The 25,246-nt window shown below is 73.0% G+C and carries 24 protein-coding genes; 16 read left to right on the forward strand and 8 right to left on the reverse strand.

Annotated features, from left to right (window positions below; translation table 11 throughout):
* Positions 1-215: 215 nt before the first annotated feature.
* Together WQO_RS20405 and WQO_RS20410 are read left to right on the forward strand one after the other, a co-directional pair.
* Positions 216-1,598 carry a hypothetical protein gene (locus WQO_RS20405; protein WP_010061058.1) on the forward strand — a complete coding sequence of 461 codons (1,383 nt, stop codon included), beginning with the start codon at positions 216-218 and terminating at the stop codon, positions 1,596-1,598.
* Between the two features lie 211 nt (positions 1,599-1,809).
* Positions 1,810-3,414 (forward strand): hypothetical protein, encoded by a 1,605-nt coding sequence (locus WQO_RS20410; protein ID WP_193407220.1) that lies wholly within the window; start codon positions 1,810-1,812, stop codon positions 3,412-3,414.
* A gap of 58 nt (positions 3,415-3,472) precedes the next feature.
* Here WQO_RS20410 and WQO_RS20415 read toward each other — a convergent pair whose 3' ends face one another.
* On the reverse strand, positions 3,473-4,744 hold the full coding sequence (locus WQO_RS20415) for an ABC transporter substrate-binding protein (protein WP_029182328.1): 1,272 nt from the start codon (positions 4,742-4,744) through the stop codon (positions 3,473-3,475).
* Between the two features lie 174 nt (positions 4,745-4,918).
* Here WQO_RS20415 and WQO_RS20420 point away from each other — a divergent pair, with 174 nt between their 5' ends.
* Both WQO_RS20420 and purU read left to right on the forward strand, forming a co-directional pair.
* Positions 4,919-5,365: an SCO4402 family protein gene (locus WQO_RS20420; RefSeq protein WP_010061054.1), complete on the forward strand. Its 447-nt coding sequence runs from the start codon at positions 4,919-4,921 to the stop codon at positions 5,363-5,365.
* A 28-nt stretch (positions 5,366-5,393) separates the two neighbouring features.
* Positions 5,394-6,290 carry a formyltetrahydrofolate deformylase gene (purU, locus tag WQO_RS20425; RefSeq protein WP_010061053.1) on the forward strand — a complete coding sequence of 299 codons (897 nt, stop codon included), beginning with the start codon at positions 5,394-5,396 and terminating at the stop codon, positions 6,288-6,290.
* Between the two features lie 85 nt (positions 6,291-6,375).
* Here purU and WQO_RS20430 read toward each other — a convergent pair whose 3' ends face one another.
* Together WQO_RS20430 and WQO_RS20435 are read right to left on the reverse strand one after the other, a co-directional pair.
* The gene (locus WQO_RS20430; RefSeq protein WP_010061052.1) at positions 6,376-7,920 is read right to left on the reverse strand and encodes a zf-HC2 domain-containing protein; all 1,545 of its coding nucleotides are present in this window, start codon (positions 7,918-7,920) and stop codon (positions 6,376-6,378) included.
* Positions 7,917-8,510, reverse strand: a complete 594-nt coding sequence (locus WQO_RS20435) for an RNA polymerase sigma factor (RefSeq protein WP_010061050.1) — start codon at positions 8,508-8,510, stop codon at positions 7,917-7,919. Before WQO_RS20435 ends, WQO_RS20430 begins: the two co-directional genes overlap by 4 nt.
* A gap of 329 nt (positions 8,511-8,839) precedes the next feature.
* Here WQO_RS20435 and WQO_RS20440 point away from each other — a divergent pair, with 329 nt between their 5' ends.
* Together WQO_RS20440 and WQO_RS20445 are read left to right on the forward strand one after the other, a co-directional pair.
* Positions 8,840-9,214 carry an STAS domain-containing protein gene (locus tag WQO_RS20440; RefSeq protein ID WP_010061048.1) on the forward strand — a complete coding sequence of 125 codons (375 nt, stop codon included), beginning with the start codon at positions 8,840-8,842 and terminating at the stop codon, positions 9,212-9,214.
* 84 nt (positions 9,215-9,298) lie between these two features.
* The gene (locus tag WQO_RS20445) at positions 9,299-9,820 is read left to right on the forward strand and encodes an EF-hand domain-containing protein (RefSeq protein WP_010061046.1); all 522 of its coding nucleotides are present in this window, start codon (positions 9,299-9,301) and stop codon (positions 9,818-9,820) included.
* A gap of 62 nt (positions 9,821-9,882) precedes the next feature.
* Here the strand turns inward: WQO_RS20445 and WQO_RS20450 are convergent, their stop codons facing one another.
* Positions 9,883-11,454: a class I adenylate-forming enzyme family protein gene (locus tag WQO_RS20450; RefSeq protein WP_058954046.1), complete on the reverse strand. Its 1,572-nt coding sequence runs from the start codon at positions 11,452-11,454 to the stop codon at positions 9,883-9,885.
* Between the two features lie 183 nt (positions 11,455-11,637).
* Between WQO_RS20450 and WQO_RS20455 the strand changes: the two genes are divergently transcribed.
* The 4 genes from WQO_RS20455 (at position 11,638) to WQO_RS20470 (ending at position 15,945) form a co-directional block, all read left to right on the forward strand.
* Complete coding sequence (locus tag WQO_RS20455; RefSeq protein WP_010061039.1) at positions 11,638-12,837, forward strand: amidohydrolase family protein; 1,200 nt, start codon at positions 11,638-11,640, stop codon at positions 12,835-12,837.
* A 12-nt stretch (positions 12,838-12,849) separates the two neighbouring features.
* Complete coding sequence (locus WQO_RS20460) at positions 12,850-14,004, forward strand: acyl-CoA dehydrogenase family protein (protein ID WP_058954047.1); 1,155 nt, start codon at positions 12,850-12,852, stop codon at positions 14,002-14,004.
* Positions 14,005-14,011: 7 nt separating this feature from the next.
* Entirely contained in the window at positions 14,012-15,043 is a 1,032-nt protein-coding gene (locus WQO_RS20465) for an acyl-CoA dehydrogenase family protein (protein ID WP_010061036.1), read from the forward strand.
* A 407-nt stretch (positions 15,044-15,450) separates the two neighbouring features.
* Positions 15,451-15,945 (forward strand): ATP-binding protein, encoded by a 495-nt coding sequence (locus WQO_RS20470; protein ID WP_010061035.1) that lies wholly within the window; start codon positions 15,451-15,453, stop codon positions 15,943-15,945.
* Between the two features lie 22 nt (positions 15,946-15,967).
* Here WQO_RS20470 and WQO_RS20475 read toward each other — a convergent pair whose 3' ends face one another.
* On the reverse strand, positions 15,968-16,894 hold the full coding sequence (locus WQO_RS20475; protein WP_010061034.1) for a cyclase family protein: 927 nt from the start codon (positions 16,892-16,894) through the stop codon (positions 15,968-15,970).
* A gap of 84 nt (positions 16,895-16,978) precedes the next feature.
* Between WQO_RS20475 and WQO_RS20480 the strand changes: the two genes are divergently transcribed.
* The 3 genes from WQO_RS20480 to WQO_RS20490 all read left to right on the forward strand — a co-directional run bounded on the left by WQO_RS20480 (position 16,979) and on the right by WQO_RS20490 (position 20,218).
* Positions 16,979-17,956 carry an SDR family oxidoreductase gene (locus tag WQO_RS20480; RefSeq protein ID WP_010061033.1) on the forward strand — a complete coding sequence of 326 codons (978 nt, stop codon included), beginning with the start codon at positions 16,979-16,981 and terminating at the stop codon, positions 17,954-17,956.
* Between the two features lie 94 nt (positions 17,957-18,050).
* Positions 18,051-19,172 (forward strand): acyl-CoA dehydrogenase family protein, encoded by a 1,122-nt coding sequence (locus WQO_RS20485; RefSeq protein ID WP_010061031.1) that lies wholly within the window; start codon positions 18,051-18,053, stop codon positions 19,170-19,172.
* Positions 19,169-20,218, forward strand: a complete 1,050-nt coding sequence (locus WQO_RS20490) for a Zn-dependent alcohol dehydrogenase (RefSeq protein WP_010061029.1) — start codon at positions 19,169-19,171, stop codon at positions 20,216-20,218. The genes WQO_RS20485 and WQO_RS20490 overlap by 4 nt, the downstream gene beginning before the upstream one ends.
* A 10-nt stretch (positions 20,219-20,228) precedes the next feature.
* Here WQO_RS20490 and WQO_RS20495 read toward each other — a convergent pair whose 3' ends face one another.
* Entirely contained in the window at positions 20,229-20,858 is a 630-nt protein-coding gene (locus tag WQO_RS20495; RefSeq protein WP_010061027.1) for an SRPBCC family protein, read from the reverse strand.
* Between the two features lie 141 nt (positions 20,859-20,999).
* Here WQO_RS20495 and WQO_RS20500 point away from each other — a divergent pair, with 141 nt between their 5' ends.
* A complete protein-coding gene (locus WQO_RS20500; protein WP_010061025.1) occupies positions 21,000-21,647 on the forward strand; it encodes a TetR/AcrR family transcriptional regulator in 648 nt (215 codons plus the stop codon).
* Between the two features lie 15 nt (positions 21,648-21,662).
* On the opposite strand, the gene WQO_RS20505 is transcribed toward WQO_RS20500, so the two are convergent.
* A complete protein-coding gene (locus WQO_RS20505) occupies positions 21,663-22,655 on the reverse strand; it encodes a GlxA family transcriptional regulator (protein WP_029182325.1) in 993 nt (330 codons plus the stop codon).
* 74 nt (positions 22,656-22,729) lie between these two features.
* On the opposite strand from WQO_RS20505, the gene WQO_RS20510 reads away from it, so the two are divergent.
* The gene (locus tag WQO_RS20510; RefSeq protein WP_010061021.1) at positions 22,730-23,155 is read left to right on the forward strand and encodes a ribosomal maturation YjgA family protein; all 426 of its coding nucleotides are present in this window, start codon (positions 22,730-22,732) and stop codon (positions 23,153-23,155) included.
* Positions 23,156-23,243: 88 nt separating this feature from the next.
* A complete protein-coding gene (locus WQO_RS20515) occupies positions 23,244-24,566 on the forward strand; it encodes an MFS transporter (protein WP_010061020.1) in 1,323 nt (440 codons plus the stop codon).
* Between the two features lie 16 nt (positions 24,567-24,582).
* On the opposite strand, the gene WQO_RS20520 is transcribed toward WQO_RS20515, so the two are convergent.
* Positions 24,583-25,182 (reverse strand): flavin reductase family protein, encoded by a 600-nt coding sequence (locus tag WQO_RS20520; protein WP_058954048.1) that lies wholly within the window; start codon positions 25,180-25,182, stop codon positions 24,583-24,585.
* Positions 25,183-25,246 lie beyond the last annotated feature (64 nt).

The following is a 25,246-nucleotide window of genomic DNA, read 5'->3' on the forward strand; positions in this document are numbered from 1 at the left end:
TCGGTGCACGGGCGGGGGCGCGCGTGAGGCGTCGCACCGAAGGGCGGGTAACCACCTCCAGGACCGCCGCCCAGGACCGCACCCGGCCCTCCGCGACGGTGCGACGCGCCATGCCCGTATCGAATGCCGATGGAATATGCGCATTTCTTGTGTATGTGCCGGGCAGTGATCCCTTTCACCGATCACTGCACATAACCGATGTTTCAGGGGGACATATGGCTGCAAGGCCTCTCGTAGCCCGCCAGCCCAACGAACGGCTCCAGACGCTCATCCAGGAGGCCGCCTGTTCCAACGCGGGCCTCGCGCGCCGGGTGAACATGGTCGGCGCCGAGCGCGGGCTCGACCTGCGCTACGACAAGACCTCCGTGGCCCGTTGGCTGCGCGGACAGCAGCCCCGGGGCCGGGCTCCGGGGATCATTGCCGAGGCGCTGGGCCGCAAGCTGGGCCGTACGGTCACGATCGACGAGATCGGCATGGCCAACGGCAAGAACCTCTCCTCGGGCGTCGGCCTCCAGTACGCGCCGACCGTCGCCGGGGCCGTCGAGCAGGTCTGTGAGCTGTGGCGCGGCGACGTGGGCCGCCGGGATCTGCTCACCGGGTCGTCGGTCGCCGCGTCCGCGCTCGTCGAGCCCAGCAGGGACTGGCTGATCTCGGGCCCCGACGCCCAGGTCGAGCGGACGGCGGGGGCCCGGGTCGGGATGTCCGACGTGGAGGCGGTGCGGGCGATGACCACCGCGCTCACCGACCTCGACCACCGGTTCGGCAGCGGCCATGTCCGCCCGGTGCTCGTGCACTACCTCAACAGCGTGGTCTCCGGGCTGCTTTCGGGGGCGTACCGCGAACAGGTGGGGCGCGAGCTGTTCGCGGCGGTGGCCCGGCTCACCGAGCTCGGCGGCTACATGGCGGTCGACACCGGCCAGCCCGGCCTCGCCCAGCGCTACTACATCCAGGCGCTGCGGCTCGCGCAGGCGGCTGGCGACCGGGCGTACGGCGGCTATGTGCTGGCGGCCTCGATGAGCCATCTCGCCGCCCAGCTCGGCAACCCCCGCGAGATCGCCCAACTCGCCCGCGCCGCCCAGGAAGGGGCCCGGGGCCAGGTCACCCCCCGCGCCCAGGCGATGTTCTGGGCGGCGGAGGCCCGGGGGCACGCGCTCCTCGGGGACGCCCGGACCTGCCACGCGGTGGCGGGGCGGGCCGTCGCCGCGCTGGAGCAGGCCGATCCGGACACCGGCGACGACCCGGTCTGGATCCGGCACTTCGACACCGGCTATCTCGCGGACGAACTGGCCCACTGCCACCGGGATCTGGGGCAGCCGCACGAGGCGGCCCGGCGGGCGAAGGAGGCGCTGGCCGCGCTGCCGGAGACCCGGGCCCGGCGCCGGGGCATCGCGCTGGTGCTGCTGGCCTCGGCGCAGGTGCAGCAGCGGGAGGTGGAGCGGGCCTGCCACACGGGGACCCGGGCGATGGAGCTGCTGTCGACGGTGCGCTCCAGCCGGGGTGCCGAGTATCTCGACGACCTCCAGCAGCGGCTCACACCCTTCGGGGAGGAGCCCGCGGTACGGGAGTTCGGCGAGCGGCTGGAGCTCCAGGCGGCGTGAGGAAGAGGTGGTCGTCCGGGGCGGTCCGGGCCGTGTACGGGGCGGCCCGGGAGCCCGGCGCGGCGGTCCGGCCCTATAACAGCGTCGTCGGGCCGTGGGATGTTACCCACCCTGTGAAGGGGTGGTGAGGGGCACCACGCGCTTGGCGGAGGCGGGCGGCCACCCGATAGCGTGAGCCGACGATTCCGTAGGTTCACACGTAGGAGTCCCGGTGACGCAGAGCGGACAGGGCGGGCAGGGCGGACACGGCGGCGAGCATCAGCTCCCCGCCGCACGACCCGCGCACGAGGGTGTCGTGCTGCCCGCCGACGGCAGCGCCCCCTGGACCCCGGGGGAACGCGCGGGCGATCAGGGCGGGCAGGGCGCTCCCGCGGGCGGCGAGCCGTGGGGCCAGGCCTGGGGTTCGCAGACCGCCGGGGCGCCGCAGCCGGACCAGCAGGCGCAGGGGGGCTACGGCTACCCGCAGGCCCAGGCGCAGGGGCAGCCGTCCTACGGATATCCGCCTGCCCAGCCCCTGCCGCCCGCGCAGCAGACGCCGGGCCCGGAGTCGTACCAGCACCCCGGGGCGTACCAGCAGCCCGGCTCGTATCAGCAGCCGCAGCAGCCCGGGGCGTACCAGCCGCAGTACCAGCAGCCGCACCAGCCTCAGCACGAGCAGCAGCACCAGGCGCAGCAGCCCCCGTCCTCGTCCCAGCCGCTTCCGTACGCGCAGCCGCTGCCCCCGGAGGCCGGGGCGGGTGCGCAGGGCGGCCAGGGGGCTCCGGGCGGGGACGCGGACGCCACGCAGTACATCGCGCCCGTCCCGGGCGGCCCCGGGCCCGTGGGGCCGCAGCCGGGCGGCGGTGACGCGGACGCGACCCAGTACATACCCCCGGTGCCGGGCGGAGCCCCGTACGGGATCAGGCCGGGCGCGCCGGGGGACCGGCAGCCGCCCGCGGAGTTCGACAACCTGTTCCGCAGCGAGGAACCGGCCGGCGCCACGCAGCAGATGCCGCAGTTCGACGCGGGGCAGCAGCGCCCGTCCCCGTACCAGCAGCAGGGCTACCAGCCTCAGCACACGCCCCAGGGCGGCGCGTTGCCGCCCCAGGCGCCCGGCGGCTACCAGTCGGGCCTCCAGGGCTTCCAGGGCCGTGCTGAGGAGGACGGGCCGGTCCCGCAGCAGAGCGGCGAGGCCCCGCGCCGGCGGTCCGCGCACATTCCGCTGATCGCCGCGGTCGTCGTCGGCTGCGCGGTCATCGGACTCGGCGCGGGCGCGCTGATGAGCGGCGGCGACGACTCCGCCAAGGACGACAAGCAGCCGGTGGCCGCGCAGAGTTCACCGTCCGAGGCGGAGCCCACCACCAAGGCGGCGGCCGACCCGGCGGAGCCCCAGGCCGAGGCTCTGGACAAGCTGCTGGCCGACAGCAACAACAGCCGGGCGGCGGTGATCAGCGCGGTCGAGAAGATCAAGTCCTGCAAGGACCTGGACCGGGCGGACGCCGACCTCAGGGGAGCCGCCCAGCAGCGCCGCGACCTGGTGACCCGGCTCGAAGGACTGACCGTCGACAAGCTCCCGCAGAACGCGAAGCTCACGGCCGCGCTGAACCGGGCGTGGAAGGCCTCGGCGGCGGCCGACGACCACTACGCCGCCTGGGCGCGGCAGGCCAAGAAGAACAAGTCCGTCTGCAAGGGCGGCCAGGCCCGGTCGACGAACGAGACGGCCAAGGCGAACAACCAGAGCGGGGTCGCCACCGAGGCCAAGCGCGAGGCGTCCACCCTCTGGAACGCGATCGCTGGTAAGTACGGCCTGACCAAGCACACGCCCACCGAGCTCTGAGACCGCCGGACACCCCCTGGCCGCCGCCGGACACCCCCGGCCGCGCGGGGCTCGTCCGTCAGCTGCGGGGGCCGTCCGTCAGGGCGTCCACGACGTCCACGAAGCCCTTCTTCTGGGCGGTGAGGCGGCCCTCGCGGACCACCTGGAACGTCACCTTCGTGTTGACGATGCGCGGGTAGCTCAACGTGCCGACGAGGTCCTTGAAGCGCCAGCGGAGCGTCGGGGTCAGGCCGCCGGTGTCGACCTCGACACCCCCGTTGAGCGCGGCCACGACCCGGCCCGGGGTGACGTTGTCGTCGTCGATCGCCCGGACGGCCGCCCGCAGCGCGGTGTACGCGATCCACGTCGTCTGCACGGCGGTGTCGTCCGGGTCGATGCGGTTGTCCCCGAAGGCGTACTTCCCGATCACGTCGCGCATCTGCTGCCAGCGCGCGTTCTTCGCGTCCGGGTACCAGCCCGTGACGTAGGCGCCCTCGAAGGGGCTGTTCCGGCCGCCCGTGCGGTTGATGAGCGGCTGGCTGACGCTGCCCAGCACGGAGGAGATCCTGACCTGCCGCCCGTCCGGCTCCAGCCGGCGGAAGGAGTCGAAGAACGTCTCCGTACGGGCGCCGAGCACCGCCGTGACACAGCCGCCGCCGGACCGCTCCAGCGCCTGCGCGGCCTGTTCGTCGTAGGACGTGGCGTCCAGCGGGGCCAGGATGTCGGTGGAGGCGGGCCGGTCCGCGGCCATCAGCCCGTTGTTGAGGAGCGGCGGCATGCCGTCGCCGCCGATCGAGTCGGGCCGCACCAGCGAGACCCGGGTGCAGCTGTCGCCCAACTGCCTTCCGTGGCCTGCCAGCAGGGCCGACTGGCCGCCGTTGACCGGGTAGGAGAGGTAGCTGCTGAACTCCTCGGTGGAGGCGCCGTAGCCGCCGATGTACGGGACGCCGCCCGCCTCCAGCGCGGGCATGAAGCTCTGCCCGTGGCTGCTGTACGAACCGACGACGGCGGCGACCTTCTTGGTGACGGCCTCCCGCGCGCACCGCTCGGCGCCGAGCGCGGTGTCGCCCTCGTCGCAGACGATCACCCGCAGCTCGCGCCCGTCGATGCCCCCGGTGTCGTTGACCCAGCGGGCGTACGTCTGCGCCATCGCGGGCACCCCGGCCATCTTCACCGCGTTGATGTCCTCGGACCGGTCGGGGGCCCAGGTCATCACGGTGACGGGCTCCCTGGATCCCCCCGTGGCCCCAGGAAGCCCGCCGCAGCCGGACAGCAGGAGCGCCCCCGCCGCCGCCGCGCTGATGACGCCCGGGAAGGGGCGGGGAAGGGTGGGGCGTCGCCGTCCGGTCATGGAAAGGGACCCTTCCGGGCCCGGGGTAACGGCGCGGTGTGCCGTGCTCAACGCTCGGTAACGTCCAGGTGAATTGCGGGGGCCCGTACGGAGGCGCGGTGAAGGAACGTACGATCGAGCACCGTGCAGCAAGGTTCGGAGAACTCTTCCCGTCGCGGCCGTCGCTCCTCCACCATGGGCGGCATGCCGCTCACTGACATGCCGTGGTGGCGCTGGCGCACCAACGTGCGCTCGGCGCTGCACATGCTCTCCGACCCCGTCTTCCACCACGAGTGCTGGCTCGCCGGCCGGGAGGGGTACGGGGACGTCACCGACGCCGTGTACCGCCTGGTCGAGGACACCTGGCTCGACAACTGGTCCGCCGAGAAGTACGTCGGCACCATATTCAGGGACTCCGCCGAGGCGGCCGCCGTGGACGCCGCCGCCCTCCGGGTGCTGCGGATCATGCACCAGGTCGGCGCGGACGCCCCCGTCTCCGCCTATCTGGAGCACCACGGCTGGCCCGAGGCCGTCCAGGCGGCCCGCGAGGCCCATGTGATGCTCGCCACCAACGACGCGGAGGATCCGGACATACCGCCCCGCTCGCTGGATGTCATCCGCATCATGACCAGGGCCGCCTAGCGGGCGGCGGGTGTGGCACGCTACGAGGATGACCGCGCCACAGCCCGCCTCCGCCGCCATCCCGGACGCCGCCGCGACCGAGCAGTACGTCCTCACGCTCTCCTGCCCCGACAAACAGGGCATCGTGCACGCCGTGTCGAGCTATCTCTTCATGACCGGCTGCAACATCGAGGACAGTCAGCAGTTCGGGGACCACGACACGGGTCTGTTCTTCATGCGCGTCCACTTCTCGGCGGACGCCACCGTGACCGTGGACAAGCTGCGCGCCAGCTTCGCGGCGATCGGCGAGGCCTTCCGGATGGAGTGGCAGATCCACCGGTCGGCGGAGAAGATGCGGATCGTGCTGATGGTCAGCAAGTTCGGCCACTGCCTCAACGACCTGCTGTTCCGTTCCCGTACCGGCGCGCTGCCGGTCGAGATCGCGGCCGTCGTCTCCAACCACACGGACTTCGCCGAGCTCACCGCCTCGTACGGCATCCCCTTCCGGCACCTTCCGGTGACGAAGGACAACAAGCCGGAGGCCGAGGCGGCGCTGCTGGAGCTGGTCCGCGAGGAGAACGTCGAGCTGGTGGTCCTCGCCCGCTACATGCAGGTCCTCTCCGACGACCTGTGCAAGCAGCTCAGCGGCCGGATCATCAACATCCACCACTCGTTCCTGCCGAGCTTCAAGGGCGCCAAGCCCTACCACCAGGCGCACGCCCGGGGCGTGAAGCTGATCGGCGCGACCGCGCACTACGTCACCGCCGACCTCGACGAGGGCCCGATCATCGAGCAGGAGGTCGAGCGCGTCGGCCACGACGTCACCCCCGACCAGCTGGTCGCCATCGGCCGGGACGTGGAGTGCCAGGCGCTGGCGCGGGCGGTGAAGTGGCACGCGGAGCGGCGCATCCTGCTCAACGGCCGCCGTACGGTGATCTTCGCTTAGCGGCTCGGCCGGGCTGGTTCGGAGCCGGCTGAGGGGCCGGAGGAGCCGGCGTCGGAGCCGGCTGAGGCGTCGGGTCCGGCTGGGCTCAGAGCCGACTGAGCGAGGCCGCCGCGAACAGGACGTCGCGGATGGCCTCGCGGTCGCCCTCCTGGCCCGCCGCCGCTTCGACCGGCGAGATGTGGCCCGCGACGAGCCGGCAGAACTCGACCCCGTCCAGCGCGACCTGCGCCACCGCGCGCTCGGGCGCGCCGACGGCGGCCGGGGAGTCCAGCGCGATGTACCAGTCGCCTCCGCCGTGCCCCTCGATCTCCAGATGGAGCGAGCGGCCCGGCGCGCCCGCTGCGACGAGGTCCTTCGCCGGACCGGCCAGTCCGGCGCTGCGGCGGCCCGCGAGGGCGGCCGGGAGCATCCGGGCCGCCAGGTCGATCATCCGGTGCAGATGGGCGGCGGACGGGGCCGGGTACGGGTAGTCGACGGCGTCGGCGATGTCCCCGCCGTGGACCCAGCACTCGAACGCCCGGTCCAGGGCGGCGTCCTGGAGCGGCAGGGCGAAGGCGCCGTAGGAGACGGACGTCTCGGCGACGTTCCGCCCGGCGAAGGAGGCCGTACGGATCAGCTCGTGGCTCTGGGCCCGCCAGGGTTCACGGACGGCCCGGGTGGGCGGCCGGCGCGTCGCCGACCAGTACGTCTCGGTGCGCTCGGTGGGGTCCAGCGGCGCTTTGCCGCCGTCGAGCGGGTCGTCGAGCCCGAGCGCGGCGGACAGCAGCCCGTCGACGGCCATCAGATGCCCGATCACCCCGGCGACCGTGGTCCGGCGGCTGACCCGGTGCTCCTCCTCGAACCACTGGAGCCGCACCGGGGCGTGCCACTCGGAGTCCCCGATGTCGCGGAGCAGCGCGTCGAGCCGGGCGGTCTCGGCGTCGTACGGGGCGGCCCACTCCGGCACCGGGATCCGGGCCGGGCGGCGGCCGAAGCAGCCGTCCAGCACCCGGGTGCGGAGCGTCGGGTCGAGGTCCAGGGAGCCGTCGGTGTGCAGCAGCCCCACCGCGTCCCGCAGCCGCAGCGCCTCGTCCGCGCACGGGGCGCACGCGGTGAGGTGGTCCTCCACGGCGGCGGTCTCCTCCGCCGAGCAGGCGGACAGCGCCCAGGCGCCGAGGAGGGCCTTGAGGACCTGGTGGGGGAGGACGACGGGGGCGGAGCTCACGTGGGGGTCCGGGGCGGGCGGCTCCGGGGTGCCGTCGGCTGTTTCGGGCCCGGGATGAGGGGCGGACCAGGCTTCCGCCGCCGGGGCGGCCGGTTCCGGTTCCGGGGCAGCCGGGTGCGGGTGGCCGTCGGCCGGTTCGGGCTCGGGCCCGGGACCCGGCTCGGGCCAGGCTTCCGCCGCCGGGCCGGGACCAAGACCCGGCTCGGGCTCCCCGGCACCGCTCTCCGGCACGTCGCCCGACGCGGACGCGGGCTGCGCCTGTTCCGGTACGGCCTCGTCCGGGGCCGTACCGCCGGGCGGCGGCAGGGGCGGCAGCGGGACGGACGCCAGGTCGAGGTCGTCCGCCGCCCCGCGCGGGCCGGGTATCCGCCGGGCGCCGCGCACCTCCTCCTCGCCGCCCTCGCTCTCGCGTCCGCCGCCGGTCACCGGACCCGTCCGTAACCGGGTGGCGCGGACCCTTCGAGCGGGCGGGCGTTCGCCGTGGAGAGCAGCTGGAGCCCCAGCCGGAGCCGGCGGCGCGCCTCGTCCTCGGTGACCCCGAGATCGGCTGCGGTCTGCCGGTAGTCCCGCCGGTGGATGTAGGCCAGCTCCAGGGCCTCCCGCAGCGATACGGGCATCGAGGAGACGATGTAGTCGGCGCGGGCGGCGGCCGTGGCGCTGCGCACCCTCCGCTCCAGCTCCTTCGGGTCGGGCACCGCGTCCTCGCCGTGCTCCGCCGCGTACGAGGAGGCCGCCGCGCTGCGCAGCCGCTGGACGGACCGGCGGTGGGTGAGGCGGGCCACCCAGGAGCGCATCGAGCCCTGCTTCGGGTCGTACGCCTCGGGGTTCTCCCAGACCCGGGCGAAGACCTCGCGGGTCACCAGGTCGGCGGCGTCCTCGTCGTCGAGCATCCGGTGTGCCTGGCTGTGGACGAGGGCCGCGAACCGGTCGTAGAGCTCGCCGAGCGCCGCCGCCTCCCCGCGGGCCAGCCTCTGCTGCATCCTGCGGTCCCAGCGGGGCGCCGTGTCCTTCGCCATGAACCCCCCAGCCCCCGGCTCCGTCGTACTCAGCTCCGTGATGCCCCTGTGCCCGTGAGGACCGAATGTAGTCCGCCGGGTGTGCGGTGCACGCGCCTTTGAGGCAACTCTCTTCCCGTGGCGCGTGGCCGACGACGGTAGTCGATTTTCGGCCCGGATGCCTCCCCGGCCGCTCTGAACAGCGGAAACGGGCCGAACCGCGCCTTTACGCCGGAAACCTCCTGGGCCTTGTCGGGTACTTCGGTGTTTCATGGGGGTGCGGTTGGGCAGCCGCGAGGAGGAACGGAAACTTCCGGATTGCCGGGAGCCCCGGAACGAGAGGTCCAGTCGTGACGCTCAAAGTGGACGAGGCGGAGCAGAACTCCTGGGCCGTGCTGCGCATAAGCGGTGAACTCGATCTGGTGACCTCGCCCGTCGTGCGCCAGTCCGTCCACGACGCGGTCGCGGAGGGGCAGCACGATGTGGTGCTCGACCTGTCCGACGTCTTCTTCTGCGACTCCAGCGGCGTCGGCGTGCTCATCGCCTCCCGCCGCCTGATGAAGTCCTGCGGCGGCCGCCTGCGGCTGATCCTCCCGGCCCGGGGCGCGGAGGACGGCTCCCACGTCAACAAGGTGCTCGGCGCACTCGGTGTGCGCCGGCTCTTCGACGTCTACCCCGACGCGCTGTCGGCCACCGACGAGGAGTGCAGGCCGCTGAGCGCCTGAAGAGGCGCCCGCCGATGCGAGGTTGTCACAGAGGAACAGCTTCTCGGTGACACGTGAGCGCCTCCGGCGACGTACGCTCCCCGCATGGACAGCGCAGAGTACGAGCGAAAGATCGCGCACCGCTTCGCCGCCTTCGACCAGGACGGCAACGGCTACATCGATCGCGCCGATTTCAACGCCGCAGCCGCCCGTCTGCTCACCGAGTTCGGTACGACGGCCCGCTGCGACAAGGGGCAGGCCCTCTACACCGGGGCCGAGGCCTTCTGGCAGGGCATGGCGGGGATCGCCGATGTGGACGGGGATCAGCGGGTCACCCGTGAGGAGTTCGCGGGCGGGGCGGTGAAGCGGCTCCGGGACAATCCCGAGCGGTTCGCCGAGATCGCCCGGCCGTTCCTGCGGGCGGTCATCGCGGTCGCGGACGGCGGGAACGACGGCAGAGCGTCGGTCGCGGACGTGGAGCGGGCGCTCCGGGTCCTCGGGGCCAGCGCCGAGATCGCGGGCGTCGCCGCCCAGAGCCTGGACACCGACCGGGACGGGAAGGTCGCGGAGAGCGATGTGGTGTCGGCGCTCGCCGTGTACTTCACGGTGATCGAGCCCGACGCGTAGGCGTTCCCGGCGTTACGGGGACGGCGCACCCGCCCCCGTAACGCCTCCCCGTCAGCCCGCCCTCACCCGCCGAACCGCTCCCGCAGCTGGTACTTGAGCACCTTGCGCAGGGTCTCGTTGCGGGGCAGGGCGTCCAGCACTTCCCACTGCTCCGGCACCTTGTGGACGGACAGGCCCGCCTCCCGCAGGTGGGCCGCGAGCCCGTCCGGTGCCAACGGCGGGGAGCCGGCGGGTTGTTCGATCACCGCGCAGACCCGTTCGCCGCGCTCCGGGTCGGGCAGGCCGATCACCGCCGCGTCGGCCACCCCCGGGTGGGTGTGGAGCAGGTCCTCGATCTCCTTGGCGGAGATGTTCTCGCCCTTGCGGATGATGATGTCCTTCAGCCGGCCGGTGAGAGTGAGGTGTCCGCTCTCCCGGAGGAGGCCCACGTCCCCGGTGATCAGGAATCCCTCGGCGTCGAACGCCGCCGCCGTCGCCCCGGTGTCCAGATAGCCCCGGCAGACCGCCTCCCCGCGCAGCCGTACCTCGCCCTCCTCCCCGTACGGGAGCGGCTTGCCCTGCTCGTCGGTGATCCGGATCTCCATGCCCTCCGGCGGCCGCCCCTCGGTCAGAGCCAAGTGCTCCGGGGTGTCGTCCGGCGCGCCCATGGTGATCATCGGGACCTCGGTCATGCCGTACCCGTGGGTGAGCTGGACCCCCATCTCCCGCACCACCGCGTGGTAGACCTCCGGCGGCTTGGGCGCCCCGCCGCCCGCGAGGAGGCGGAGGGACGGGATGAGCGGGCGGTCCGGGGCCTTGCGCTGCTCGGCCAGGAACATCGCGTAGAACGCCGTCGAGCCGCCCGCCACGGTCACCCCGTGGAGCCGGTACTCCGCCAGCGCGTCCGGCAGCGCGAACTGCTCGAACATCACCGCCGGGAAGCCGTAGAGCAGCAGCATCACCGTGTAGTCGGGCCCGGCGACATGGGCGTACGGGAACGCCATCGAGCCCACGTCGTCCGCCGACAACCTCAACGCGTGCGCGAGGCAGGAGCCGCCCGCGATCAGGGAGCGGTCGGTGTGCAGGACGCCCTTGGGGTCGGACGTGGTGCCCGAGGTCCAGTAGATCCAGCGGACCTCCTCGCCGGAGGCCGGTTCCGGCGGGGGCGGCAGAAGCGCCGGGTCGCCGTCGGGGAGGACGTCGTACGCCTCGAAGACGTGCGGCGGGTCCGGGAGTTCGGCGGCGATCCGCTCGGCCATCGCGGTGTGGTCGAAGCCCCGCCACACACCCGGCACGGCGAAGAACGCCGCCCGCGACTCCCGCAGCGCGAACCGCACCTCACGGTCCCGGTAGAACGGGATGACCGGACTCTGCACGGCCCCGAGCCGGGTCAGCGCGAAGGAGAGCAGGGCCGTCTCCAGCCGGGTCGGCAGCTGCCAGGCGACGACCGTCCCCGCCCGGACGCCCATCCCGTACAGCCCGGCCGCGACCCGCTCCGCACGGTCCCGCAGTTCGCCGAAGGTCAAGACCCGGTCCTCCTGGAGCAGCACCGGGCGGTCGGGGGTGAGGGCGGCGCGGGCCTCGACCAGCTCCCAGAAGGTGCGGGAGGCGCCCAGGGTGCGGGCGAGCGCGGTCACGTCGTTCACGGCGGTCACAGGGATCCCTCCGAACTGACGGTCAGTCAGATATTGCGCAGAGCGTAGGGCTCCGCGCCTTGTCGGTCCAGGGGTGCGGGGCTAGCCTGAGTTCCGCAATCACATCTGACGGACCATCAGAAAGTGCCCGGGGCCAGGAGTCGGCGAGGTGCTCCCGGGTGCGCGGAGGGGACGGCACACACCATGACGGACACGGAACTGCCTCGGATCGTCAGCGTCGACGACCATGTGATCGAGCCCGCGCACCTCTTCTCCACCTGGCTCCCCGCGAAGTACCGCGAGCGCGGCCCCCAGCCGCTCACCGCGGGCATCGGTGAGCTGGCGTACACGGGCGGGAAGTACGTCATCACGATGGACCCGGACGGGCCGCCCACCGACTGGTGGATCTACGAGGACCTGAAGTTCCCGTACAAGCGGAACATCGCCGCCGTCGGCTTCGACCGCGACGACATGACCCTGGAGGGCATCACCCGGGCCGAGATGCGGCCCGGCTGCTGGGACCCGGCCGAGCGTCTCAAGGACATGGACCTCAACCACGTCGAGGCCTCCCTCTGCTTCCCGACCTTCCCGCGCTTCTGCGGCCAGACCTTCGCCGAGGCGCACGACAAGGAGGTCGCTCTCGCCTGTGTGCGCGCCTACAACGACTGGATGGTCGAGGAGTGGTGCGGCGACAGCGGCGGCCGGCTGATCCCGCTCTGCATCATCCCGCTCTGGGACATCGACCTCGCGATCGCCGAGATCAAGCGGAACGCGGCGCGGGGCGTCCGCGCGGTCACCTTCTCCGAGATCCCCACCTACCTCGGGCTCCCCTCCATCCACACCGGCTACTGGGACCCGTTCTTCGCCGTCTGCCAGGACACCGGCACCGTCGTCAACATGCACATCGGGTCCAGCTCCCAGATGCCCGCCGCGTCCCCCGACGCCCCGCCCGCCGTACAGGCCTCGCTCTCCTTCAACAACGCGATGGCCTCGATGATGGACTTCCTCTTCAGCGGGGTGCTGGTGAAGTTCCCGACGCTCAAACTGGCGTACAGCGAGGGGCAGATGGGGTGGATCCCGTACGCCCTGGAGCGCGCCGACGACGTGTGGGAGGAGCACCGGGCCTGGGGCGGGGTGCGCGATCTGATCCCCGAACCGCCCTCCACGTACTACTACCGGCAGATGTTCTGCTGCTTCTTCCGCGACAAGCACGGCATCTCCGCGCTCGACGTCGTCGGCCGCGACAACGCCACCTTCGAGACCGACTACCCGCACGTGGACTCGACCTTCCCGCACACCAAGGAGGTCGCCCTCGACCACGTCAAGGGACTGGACGAGGAGACCGTCTACAAACTGATGCGCGGAAACGCGATCCGGATGCTCGGCCTGGATCTGGACAAGTAGGCGGGGGCGGCGGTGGATCTCGCGTACACGGAGGCCGAGGAGGAGTTCCGGGGCCGGCTGCGGGAGTGGCTGGCCGCCGTCCTCCCCGGCCTGCCCGCCAAGCCCTCGCCCGACGACTGGCCCGCACGCCGGGCGTACGACACGGCCTGGCAGCGGATGCTGTACGACGCCGGGTACGCGGGTCTGCACTGGCCGGTCGACGCGGGCGGGCAGGGGGCCACCCCGACGCAGCACCTGATCTTCCTGGAGGAGACGGAGAAGGCCGGGGCCCCCTACGTCGGGGCGAACTTCGTCGGACTGCTGCACGCCGGGCCGACGATCGCCGCCGAGGGCACGGCCGGACAGCGGGCCCGCTGGCTGCCCCCGGTGCTGCGCGGCGACGAGATCTGGTGCCAGGGGTTCAGCGAGCCGGACGCGGGCTCCGACCTGGCCGCGCTGCGGACGCGGGCGGTGCGCGACGGCGACGACTACGTGGTCACCGGGCAGAAGATCTGGACCTCGCACGCGGAGGTGGCCGACTGGTGCGAGCTGCTGGTGCGGACGGACCCGGCCGCGCCGAAGCACCGGGGGATCAGCTGGCTGGCGATGCCGATGGACGCCCCCGGGATCACGGTCCGGCCGCTGCGGACGCTCGCCGGGTCGACGGAGTTCGCCGAGGTCTTCCTCGACGAGGTCCGCGTTCCGGCCTCCTGTCGCGTCGGGGCGGAGAACGACGGCTGGCGGGTCACCATGGTCACCCTCTCCTTCGAACGCGGCACCGCCTTCGTCGGCGAGGTCGTCGCCTGCCGCCGCACCCTGGACGCGCTCGCCGACGAGTCCCGGCGCACCGGGCGCTGGGACGACCCGGTGCTGAGGCGGCGGCTCGGGCGGCTGAACGCGGAGTTCCGGGCCCTGTGGCGGCTCACACAGGCGAACGTGAGCGAGTCGGAGCGCACGGGCGGCGTCCCCGGCGTCGGCGGCTCGGTCTTCAAGCTGCGCTACTCCGGGGTCCGCCAGGAGCTGTACGAGGCGGCGGCCGAGGTGCTGGGCGCGGACGCCTTCGACGTCGACCGGGAATGGGTCCTGGACCGGCTGTCCTCCCTCTCGTACACCATCGCCGCGGGCACCTCGCAGATCCAGCGCAACATCGTCGCCGAGCGCATCCTCGGCCTGCCGAAGGGGCGCTGAGGCCACCGTGGACTTCCAGCTCTCGGACGACCAGCGGGCCCTGCGGTCCGGTATGCGCGACCTGCTCGGCGCGGTCTTCGACCGGGACCGGCTGCGGGCCGCGGTGGAGCGGGACGGGGCCCTGGACCGGTCGCTGTGGCGTGAGCTGGGCGCGGCCGGTTTCTTCGCGCTGCGGCTGCCGGAGGAGGCGGGCGGGGTGGGCCTCGGGCTGCCCGAGGCGGTGCTGCTCTTCGAGGAGGCGGGCCGGGCGCTGCTGCCGGGCCCGCTGGTCGCCACGCACCTGGCGGCGGGCCTGGTGAAGGGGGCCGCGGAGGGCGAGGCGGTGGTGACGGCCGTGGCCGGGGAGCTTCCGGTGGCACACCTGGCGGAGGCGGACGCGGTGCTGGTGGGTACCGACGCCCTTGCCGGGGAGGCGCTTGTCGGGGAGGCGCTGCGTGCCTTCGTGGCCGCCGCCCGGCCCGTACGCTCGATGGACCCGCTCACCCCACTGCACAGTCGGCCGGCGCATGCGGAACGTGCCCCGGCCGCGACGGAGCGCACCCCGGCGCACGCCGGGCGGCTCCGCTTCGAGGCCGCGCTGCTCACCGCCGCCGAACAGCTCGGCAGTGCCACCCGCACCATCGAGACGGCCGTCGAACACGCCGGGGAGCGCGAGCAGTTCGGATCGCCCATCGGATCGTTCCAGGCGGTCAAACATCTCTGCGCCGACATGCTCGCCCGCACCGAACCGGCCCGCGCCGCCGTGTACGCGGCCGCCGTGACCGGCGACCCGGTGGAGATCGCGGCCGCCAAACTGCTCGCCGACGAGGCGGCCGTACGCAACGCCCGTGACTGCCTCCAGATCCACGGCGGGATGGGCTTCACCTGGGAGGCAGATGTTCACCTCCACCTGAAACGGGCCTGGCTCCGGGCCGCCTCCTGGCTCACCGGGGCCGGGGCCGAGGAGCTGCTCGCCGCCGGTCTGGGGACGGCGGGACGGCTTCCGCGCAGCTCGGCGGCGTACGGACGGCCGGCCCCGGAAGCAGGGGGCGGAGGGTGACACAGCGCATCCGCCGGGTGGCGATACCGGGTTGTGTCCTTTGCGTGATTCGTCACCGGGTGGAGTCGGGGCCCGGCTCGGGTACGCTCCGTGGGATGCGAGTGGTTCTGGAACCGGGCGATCCGGGGGCGGCCTGTGCGGCGGCTCCGGTCCGGAGCGAGGGCTCTCGCCGGAGATGTGCCGGGCCTGCCCGAAGAGCGTTTCTCGCAGTCTCTGCGCGCTCCTGTTCGACTCCCCGCAGCGTGCGTCGCACAGTATGCACCACGCGTACTCCTTCGCGCTGGAATATGCCCGAAGCGCTTGTTGCGGTGACTGTACGTCAACCATGCTGTCGCGTAAGGGAATCACGTTCCGTGACCCTGAGGAGGCGCGAGGCGATGTGTCCGCCGGTTCGGATGGTGTGAGCGGTGCAGGTGCTTCAGGTTCAGCTGGAGGTCGGTCCGGATCCCGCAGAGGTGGGGCGGGCCCGTAGGTGGGCGCGGTCGCGCCTGGTCGGATCCGGGATAGGGGATGACGAGCCGCTCGCCGAGACGCTCATCCTGCTGATCTCGGAGCTGGTCACCAACGCCGTCGTCCACACCGGGTGTCCCGCCGTGCTGCGGATGCTCTTCGGCGGGGGCGGGGCCTCCGGGACGGTCCGGGTCGAGGTCGCGGACGCCAGCGACTGCCCGCCGCTCCAGCGGCACGCCGCGGGTGAGGACACGGGCGGCCGGGGCCTGGAGCTGGTGGACGGGCTCGCCGACCGCTGGGGCTGGCTGCCGGAGGGCGCGGGGAAGCAGATCTGGTGCGAGGTCGACCGGAGCGGTCCGGTGCGGGCCGCGGAGCCGCCCACGGTGGTCGTCCAGGGCGGTGGCGAGGTGTGCGAACCGCCCTCGTGCGTCTTCACCGACAACCTGGCCTGAAACCCGCCTGACCCGAACCGCTCTACAGGATGGCCACCGGGGCGACCGGCGACCCGGTGGCCCCGGCGAACGGCTCCGGCGCGGCGGTGAGCAGGAAGGCGTACCGGCCCTCCTCCGCACAGGCGGTGGACAGCGCCTCCAGGTTCCAGTTCTGGCCCTGGAGCAGCCCCATCTCGACCAGGTGCAGGGCGTGCACGGGCAGCCACAGGTCCGCGATCTCCGGCGGGAAGATCTCGAAGGTCAGGGTGTCGTTGGCGACGGCCGCGACGTCCCGGGCGTGGAACCACTCGGGCGTGCGCACGGAGAGCCCCGGTGACGGATAGCCGTACGCGTCCCGGTCCCCGGCCAGCGCGAGGCGCATCTGCCCGGTCCGTACGAGCACGATGTCCCCGGCCCGTACGCGTACGCCCCCGAACTCCTCCGCCGCCGCCAGGTCCTCCGGCGTGACGGCGTGATCGCCCGGCAGCCGGTCCACGCCCCGGGCGCGGGCCACGTCCAGCAGCACGCCGCGCGAGACGAGGTGCCCCACGGCGGCGATCGAGGAGAACCGCGCTCCGGCGTGCGCCGTGACGGTGTCCGCCGGACGGCCGTTGTAGATCTTCCCGCTGTGCGAGACATGGGGCAGGGCGTCCCAGTGGGTGGCCGCCTGGAGGCCCATCGTGACGGCGTCGTCGCTGGTGGCGACCGTGCCGGGGCCGAAGATCTCCTGGTTGATCTGGACCATCGTGTGCAGCGGATTGATCCGGCCCGGGATGAGCCCGCTCTGCACCCCGTCCTGCCGGAGCGGCAGCGCGAGCGGTATCCGGCGGCCGGTGCGGACGGTCGCCACCGCCTCCCGCACGACGGCGTCGGTGATCAGGTTGAGCGTCCCGCGTTCGTCGGCCTCTCCCCACCGGCCCCAGTTGTTGACGCGCTTGGCGATCTCGTGGAACTCGGCCGGCAGGGACATGGGGACCTCCTGGGTCTTGTGCCGGGGTATCCGACTGCCCGTAAAATCTAACGGTCCGTCAGAAACCGCGGGAAGGGGCCGGGCATGGGGAACTTCTTGGCAGGCAGGGTGGTCGCCGTGACGGGGGCCGGCCGGGGCATCGGCCGGGCGGTCGCGCTCGCCGCGGCGGCGGAGGGGGCGCGGGTCGTCGTCAACGACTACGGCGTCTCCGTCGAGGGCTCCGAACCGACCAGCGAGGTCGCCAGGGCCGTCGTCAAGGAGATCGAGGCGGCGGGCGGCACGGCGGTGGCGGTCGGGGACGACATCTCCACGATGGCGGGCGGACAGCGGATCGTGGACACGGCGCTGGCGGAGTACGGCCGGCTCGACGGGGTGGTCTGCGTGGCCGGGATCCTGCGCGAGCGGATGCTGTTCAACATGTCCGAGGAGGAGTGGGACCCGGTCCTCGCGACGCACTTGAAAGGCACCTTCACCGTCTTCCGGGCCGCGTCGGCGGTGATGCGGAAGCAGGAGGGCGGGGGCACGCTGATCGGCTTCACCAGCGGCAACCACCAGGGCAGCGTCTCGCAGGCCAACTACAGCGCGGCGAAGGGCGGGATCATCTCGCTGGTCCGCAGCGCGGCGCTGGGCCTGCACCGGTACGGGGTCACGGCGAACGCGGTCGCGCCCGTCGCGCGGACCCGGATGTCGGCCGGGGTCCCGATGGAGCTGAAGGAGATCGGGGAGCCGGAGGATGTGGCGGCGCTCGTCGTCTACCTGCTGAGCGAGCGGGCGCGGGCGGAGGGGATCACCGGGCAGGTGTACACGATCGCGGGCCCGAAGATCGCGGTCTGGGCCCAGCCGAGGGAGTTGCGTGCGGGGTACGCGGAGGGGGCGCCCTGGACGCCGGAACGGATCGCGGAGTTCCTGCCGGGGACGGTGGGGGTGGATCCGATGCCGATGCTGGCGCGGGTGGCGGAGATGGCGGCGGCGGCCAAGTCGGGCGACCGCCCGAACATTTCCAGCCCCTCCGGCGGACCCGCGCGGGACGACCGGGGCAATTCCAGCCCCTCCGGCGATTGAGGAGCGGGGTCCGGGGGCGCGGAGCCCCGGACCCCGCTCCTCAATCGCCGGAGGGGCTCAATACGGGGCGCGGCCCCAAGCGGCAGGAGGAACCATGGACTTCCGTACCGAGGTGCGCGCCTGGCTGGCGGACCGCCTCACCGACACCCCCGCCCCCTACCCCCGCGCCTGGGAACGCGAACTGGGCAAGGCCGGCTGGATCGGCATCGGCTGGCCCGGCGACGGAGAGACGTACGGCAACCGCCGCGCCACCCTCCCCGAGCAGGTCGTCTGGGCCGAGGAGTACGCCCGCTCCACCGCCCCCGCCCGGATGGGCCACATCGGGGAGAACCTCCTCGCCCCGACCCTCATCACCTACGGCACCGAGGAGCAGAAGCGCCGCCACCTGCCCCCCGTCGCCCGCGGCGAGATCCTCTGGTGCCAGGGGTACAGCGAACCGGGCGCGGGGTCCGACCTCGCCGGGATACGGACCACGGCCACCCCGGACGGCACCGGCGGCTACGCCGTGACCGGGCAGAAGATCTGGACCTCGCTCGCCCGGGACGCCGACTTCTGCTTCGTCCTCGCCCGGACCGACCCCGGCTCCACCCGCCACCACGGGCTGTCGTTCCTGCTCCTGGAGATGGACCAGCCGGGCCGGATCGAGGTGCGGCCGATCCGGCAGCTGACCGGGACCAGCGAGTTCAACGAGGTGTTCTTCGACGGGGCCCGCGCCACCGAGACCGTCGGCGGGGAGGGCAACGGCTGGCAGGTCGCCATGGGCCTGCTCGCCCTGGAGCGCGGGGTGTCCACCCTCGCCCAGCAGATCGGGTTCGCCGAGGAGCTGGGCCGGGTCGTCGCCGCCGCCGTGGCGAGCGGGGCCGCCGAGGACCCGGTCATCAGGGCCCGGCTCATCCGCCAGTGGGCCGAACTGGACACCATGCGCCGCCACGCCCTGCGCACCCTCGGCGCCACCGGCGACCCGGGCGCGCCCAGCGTGGCGAAGCTGCTGTGGGGCGGCTGGCACCAGCGGCTGGGGGAGCTGGCGGTGGAGGTCGCGGGGGAGGCGGGGGCCGTCGGCCCCGAGCCGTGGACGGCGGACCGCCCGTACGAACTCGACGACGCACAGCACCTGTTCCTCTTCAGCCGGGCCGACACCATCTACGGCGGCTCCGACGAGATCCAGCGGAACATCATCGCCGAGCGGGTGCTCGGCCTACCGAGGGAGCCGAGATGAGAGGCGTCGTCTTCGACGGCACACGGACCGAGGTCGTCGACGACCTGGAGATACGCGACCCGGGCCCCGGCGAGGTGCTGGTGGCGATCGCCGCCGCCGGGCTCTGCCACAGCGACCTGTCGGTGATCGACGGCACGATCCCCTTCCCGGCCCCCGTCGTGCTCGGCCACGAGGGCGCGGGCGTGGTGGAAGCGGTCGGGCCCGGCGTCGTCCACGTACGGCCCGGTGACCATGTCGCCCTGTCCACCCTCGCCAACTGCGGCGCCTGCGCCCAGTGCGACCGGGGCAGGCCCACCATGTGCCGCAAGGCGATCGGGCGGCCCGGGCGGCCGTTCTCGCGGGGCGGGGAGCCGGTGTTCCAGTTCGCCTCCAACTCCGCCTTCGCGGAACGTACGGTGGTCCGCGCCGTCCAGGCCGTGAAGATCCCGGCGGACCTGCCCCTCACCTCCGCCGCCCTGATCGGCTGCGGGGTGCTGACCGGCGTCGGGGCCGTGCTGAACCGGGCGAAGGTCGGCCTCGGCGACAGCGTCGTGGTCATCGGCGCCGGAGGCATCGGCCTCAATGTGCTCCAGGGGGCCCGGCTGGCCGGTGCCCGGACCGTCGTCGCCGTCGACAGCAACCCGGCGAAGGAGGCGGTGGCCCGGCAGTTCGGCGCCACGCACTTCCTGACCTCGGCCGACGGCGTACGCGGCATCCTGCCCGACGGGGCCGACCACGCCTTCGAGTGCGTCGGCCGCACCGAGCTGATCCGCCAGGCGATCGACCTCCTGGACCGCCACGGCCAGGCGATCCTGCTGGGCGTCCCGGCGGCGAGCGCCGAGGCGTCGTTCCTGGTCTCGTCGATGTACCTGGACAAGTCGATCCTGGGCTGCCGCTACGGTTCCTCGCGGCCGCAGCGCGACATCGCCCTGTACGCGGACCTGTACCGGGAGGGCCGGCTGCTTCTCGACGAACTGGTGACGGAGACGTACCCGGTGGAGGACTTCGCCAAGGCGGCCGACGACGCGCACCACGGGCGGGTGGCCCGGGGGGTGCTGGTCTTCTGACCCCTCCCGGTCAGCCGCGCGGGCAGGAGCGGGCCTCGGCCGCAGCCTTCAGCTCGCCGAGCCACGCTTCGAGGCCCTGCTCCAGGATCTCGGTGGCGTAGGGGACGTTCGCCTCGACCTGCTCGCCGGTGTGGGTCTCCTCGGTACGGACGAGGACGCCGCCCCGGACCTTCTGGAAGCTCCACACGTGGACGCCGTCGATGTGCAGCCCCTCGCCGACGGCGGGCCCGGTCCACCGGATGCAGGAGCCGCGCTCGACCTGCCGGACGGTGGACGTGATGTCCAGGCTGGTGGCGGGGGTCGCCGGGTTGGGCGGGACCGGGGTGGTCCAGCGGAACGCCGCACCGGGGCGGAAGGGGCCGTGGTCGAGGCGGTCCATGCTCGTCACGTGGGTCTGCCAGCTCGGCCAGCGCTCCACGTCGGTCTGGAGCTTCCAGACGGTGCTCAGCGGCGCGTCGATCACGGTCTCGGTGCGGGCCCGGACCAGGGCCTTGGCGTCGACGCCCTTGCCCTGGCAGGTGAGGGACGGGGCCGGGCGCGCGGTGGCGGCCCCGGCGGGTGCGGCGGCGGTGGCGAGGAGCGTGGCGGCGGCGAGCGGGAGGGTGAGCAGGGCGGCGGTGGCGGTGCGGGGCCGGAACATCAGGATCTGGTCCTCTGCTAGTGGCTGATGCTTTCGTGAGAAGTTGTAACTCTCGGCGCATCGAGGGATCAAGGGGTTGCGTGATATCTTCTAACGGAAATTTGAGCGAGTAGCTGACGTGGTGACGGAAGGCGGCACCCCATGGCGAAGTCCGACGCCGCGACCCCCCGGGAGCGCTATCGCGCCCAGGTCCGCGCGGAGATCAAGCAGCACGCCTGGGAGCAGATCGCCACGGCCGGGGCCTCCGCGCTCTCCCTCAACGCGATCGCCAAGCGGATGGGCGTCAGCGGCCCCGCGCTCTACCGCTACTTCGCCGGCCGGGACGAGCTGATCACCGAGCTCATCCGGGACGCGTACCGCAGCCTCGCCGACGCCGTCCACGCGGCGGCCGTCACCGGCGCCGACCCGGCCGCCCTCGCGCACGTCCTGCGCGACTGGGCCCTGGCGGACCCGCACCGGTACTTCCTCATCTACGGCACCCCCGTCCCCGGCTACCACGCGCCCGACGAGATCACCGGCATCTCGCAGGAGATCATGACCGACCTGCTGACCGCCTGGACGGCCTTCGAACCGGACGTGCCCGCCTCGCCGTTCGCCGCCCACCTGGCGGACCACCGCGACTGGGCCGGGGACCACCCGGCCCCGCCCGGGGTGCTGCGGCGGGCCCTCGCGTTCTGGACCCGGCTGCACGGGGTGCTGTCCCTGGAGCTGGCCGGCCACTTCACCGGCATGGGCTTCGACCCGGCTCTGCTGTTCCAGGCCGAGCTGGACGGCCTGGTGGGGCGCTAGGGCGTTTCGTTCGGATCAGGTCGGGGCGTCCGCCGAGGAGCGGAACGTACGCCGGTAGACCGTGGGCGGCACGCCCAGAGCCGCCTGGAGGCGCTGGCGCAGCGAGGTCGCCGTGCCGAAGCCCGCGTCCCGGGCCACCTGGTCGATGGCGAGGTCCGTGGACTCCAGCAGATGGCGGGCCCGCTCCACCCGCTGCTGGGTGAGCCACTGGCCGGGGCTGATGCCGACCTCCTCGCGGAAGCGGCGCGTGAACGTCCGTACGCTCATGGCCTCCTGCTCCGCCATGTCCCGCAGCAGGATCGGCCGCTCCAGCCGGGCCAGCGCCCAGGTCCGGGCGGCCGTGGTGGTCGCGAACTGCGGGTCGGGGAGCGGGCGGTGGATGTACTGGGCCTGCCCGCCGTCCCGGTGCGGGGGGACGACCGTGCGGCGGGCGATCTCGTTCGCGACGGCCGCCCCGTGATCGCGCCGCACCAGGTGCAGGCAGAGGTCGATCCCCGCGGCCACCCCGGCGGAGGTGAGGACGTCGCCGTCGTCGATGAACAGGACGTCCGGGTCGACGCGGACCTGCGGGAAGATCCGCTGGAAGTGGTCGGCGGACGACCAGTGCGTGGTGGCGGGGCGGCCGTCGAGGTATCCGGCCGCCGCCAGGACGTAGCTGCCGGTGCAGATGGAGACCATCCGGGTGCCGGGCCGGACCAGGGCGAGCGCGGCGGCCAGCTCCTCGGTGAGCCTGCCCTCCTCGAAGACCGGGCCCAGCTCGTAGGAGGCGGGGACGACCACCGTGTCGGCGGTGGCGAGCGCCTCCGGGCCGTGCTCCACGAGGACGGCGAAGTCCGCGTCGGTCCGTACCGGTCCCGGCGGCCGGATCGAGCAGGTCACCACGTCGTACAGCTTCCTGCCCGGGCCGCCCGACTCCGTGCCGAGGGAGCGGCCGAAGATCCGCTGGGGGATGCCCAGTTCGAAGGGGAGCGCTCCGTCGAGAGCCAGGACGACGACGCGGTGCGGCATGACGGCCTCCTCGAAGATCATCGTTGGAGCGGGTGGCTGGTATAGACCACGAGCTGATACAGGTTAGCGATGTGATGGAGAAGCCGACAGAGCCCGCGTCCATTCCCGATGCGGACGGTGACCCCCGCAGATTCACGGCTCGCGCTGTCGCGGCGGTGGCGGCCGTCGGCACCGTCGGCGCGGGTCTCGCCGTGCGTGCCGGGGCGGACGGGGCCTTCGCCAAGTACGCCGGGAGCGCGCTCTACACGGTGCTGCTCTGCGCGCTCGTCGCCTTCTGCGCGCCCCGCGCGCGGCCCCTCGTGGTGGCCGCCACGGCGCTGGGCCTGGGCTGGGCGGTGGAGTTCGCGCAGCTCACCGGCGTACCGGCACAGCTGTCGGCGCACAGCGCGGCGGCCCGGCTGGTCCTCGGCTCGACCTTCAACGCGCCGGACCTGTTCTGGTACGCGGTGGGCGCGGCGGCGGCCTGGGCCGTCCACGCGGGGGCCCGGCGGCGCGCCTAGGCAGGGCCCGATCGCATGGCCCGATTCCTGCGAACCATGTCCTTCAGGCCACTCGTAGGGAAAGCTCCAGGCCAAGAAGCTGGTCCACGTGACCGAGACCATCGACAGCGCGGCCCGGGGCGACCGTCGTCCGCCCGGCGAGGAGCGCAGCCGTCCCCGCCCCCGTATCCACCGCGCGTGGCTCGTCGCCGCCGTCACCTTCGTGACGATCATCGGCGGCGCGGCCTTCAACTCCCTGCCCGGCCTGCTCATCGACCCGCTCCACACCGCATTCGGCTGGTCGCGCGGGGAGATCGGGCTCGCCGTCTCCATCGACATGGCGCTGTACGGGCTGACCGCGCCGTTCGCCGCCGCGCTCATGGACCGCTTCGGTATCCGGCGGGTCGTGGCGTCTGCGCTCACGATGGTGGCGGCCGGGGCGATCGCCAGCGTCTGGATGACCGCGTCCTGGCAACTGATGCTCTACTGGAGCCTGTTGGTCGGCCTCGGTACCGGGTCCATGGCGATGGCGTTCGCCTCGACCGTCACCAACCGCTGGTTCGTCGCCCGAAGGGGCCTGGTCACCGGGATCCTCACCGCGGCCGGGGCCTCCGGGCAGCTGGTCTTCCTCCCGCTCTGCGCCTGGATCGTCGACGAACACGGCTGGGAGCCCGCCTCGGTCACCGTCGGCCTGGCGGCCCTCGTCGTCGTCCCGTTCGTCTGGCTCCTGATGCGCGACCACCCGGCCGATGTGGGGCTCGCCCCGTACGGCGGTACGTACGTGGCGAAGCCGGCCCCCGCCCGGGGCGCCGCGCGCCGGACGGTGCGTGTGCTGGTCGACGCGGCCCGCACCGGCCCGTTCTGGCTGCTCGCGGGTGCCTTCGCGATCTGCGGGGCCTCCACCAACGGCCTGATCCGCACCCACTTCGTGCCCTCCGCCCACGACCACCACATGCCCATCACCGTGGCGGCCTCGCTGCTCGCCGTGATCGGGGTCTTCGACGTCATCGGCACGATCTTCTCCGGCTGGCTCACCGACCGCTTCGACGCCCGCAGGCTGCTCGCCGTCTACTACGCGCTGCGCGGGATCTCGCTGCTGTTCCTGCCGATGCTCATGGCCCCCGACGTCCGGCCCCCGATGGTCTTCTTCATCGTGTTCTACGGCCTCGACTGGGTCGCCACCGTCCCGCCGACGCTGGCGCTCTGCCGCGAGCAGTACGGCGACGACAGCGCGATCGTCTTCGGCTGGGTGCTGGCCTCGCACCAGGTGGGCGCGGCGGTGGTCGCGTTCCTCGGCGGAGTCGCGCGGGACGTGTTCGGCAGCTACGCCGTGGTCTGGTACGCGGCCGGGGCGCTGTGCGCGATGGCGGCGCTGATGTCGCTGGTGATCCGTCGCGTCCCGGCGCCGAAGGAGCCCGCCGTCGGCCGCTGAACCGCCGAGCCCCGGCTCAGCGGCTGAGCCGGCCGAACGCCCCCCGGTGGAACAGCAGCGGCTCGCCGTCCTCCTCCGCGCCCAGCGCCGCCACCCGGCCCACCACGATGAGGTGGTCGCCGCCGGTGTGGACGGCGTGGATGCGGCAGTCGATCCAGGCGGGCACGGCGTCCAGCAGCGGTGACCCGGTCGCGGGGGCTTCCCCGTACGCCACGCCCGCGAACTTGTCGGCCCCGCTCACCGCGAACCCCCGGCACAGCGCGCCCTGGTCCGCCCCCAGGATGTTCACGCAGAACACCCCGGCGCGGGCGATACGCGGCCAGGTCGTCGACGTACGGGCGACCATGAAGGTCACCAGCGGCGGGTCCAGCGAGAGCGAGGCGAAGGACTGGCAGGCGAAGCCCGTCGGCCCGTCCGCGTCGCGGGCGGTGATCACGGTGACGCCGCTGGCGAAGTGGCCCAGCACGCGGCGGAACCCGGCCGGGGCGATCGGCAGTCGCTCGTCGTCCCGGACCGCTCTCAGGTCCGGGCGGGGCAGCGCCTCGGGGGGTGCCTCCGGTGCGGCTGTCGTGGCGGCGCCGACGGACCTGAGGTACCGGACGGCGGTGGCGGCCATGCCTGCGTGTCCCATCATGCCCTCCATAAGAACTGACGCAACGTCAGATGTGAAGGTGCAGGGG

This window comes from Streptomyces globisporus C-1027 (assembly GCF_000261345.2).
GTDB classification, from domain to species: Bacteria; Actinomycetota; Actinomycetes; order Streptomycetales; family Streptomycetaceae; genus Streptomyces; species Streptomyces pakalii.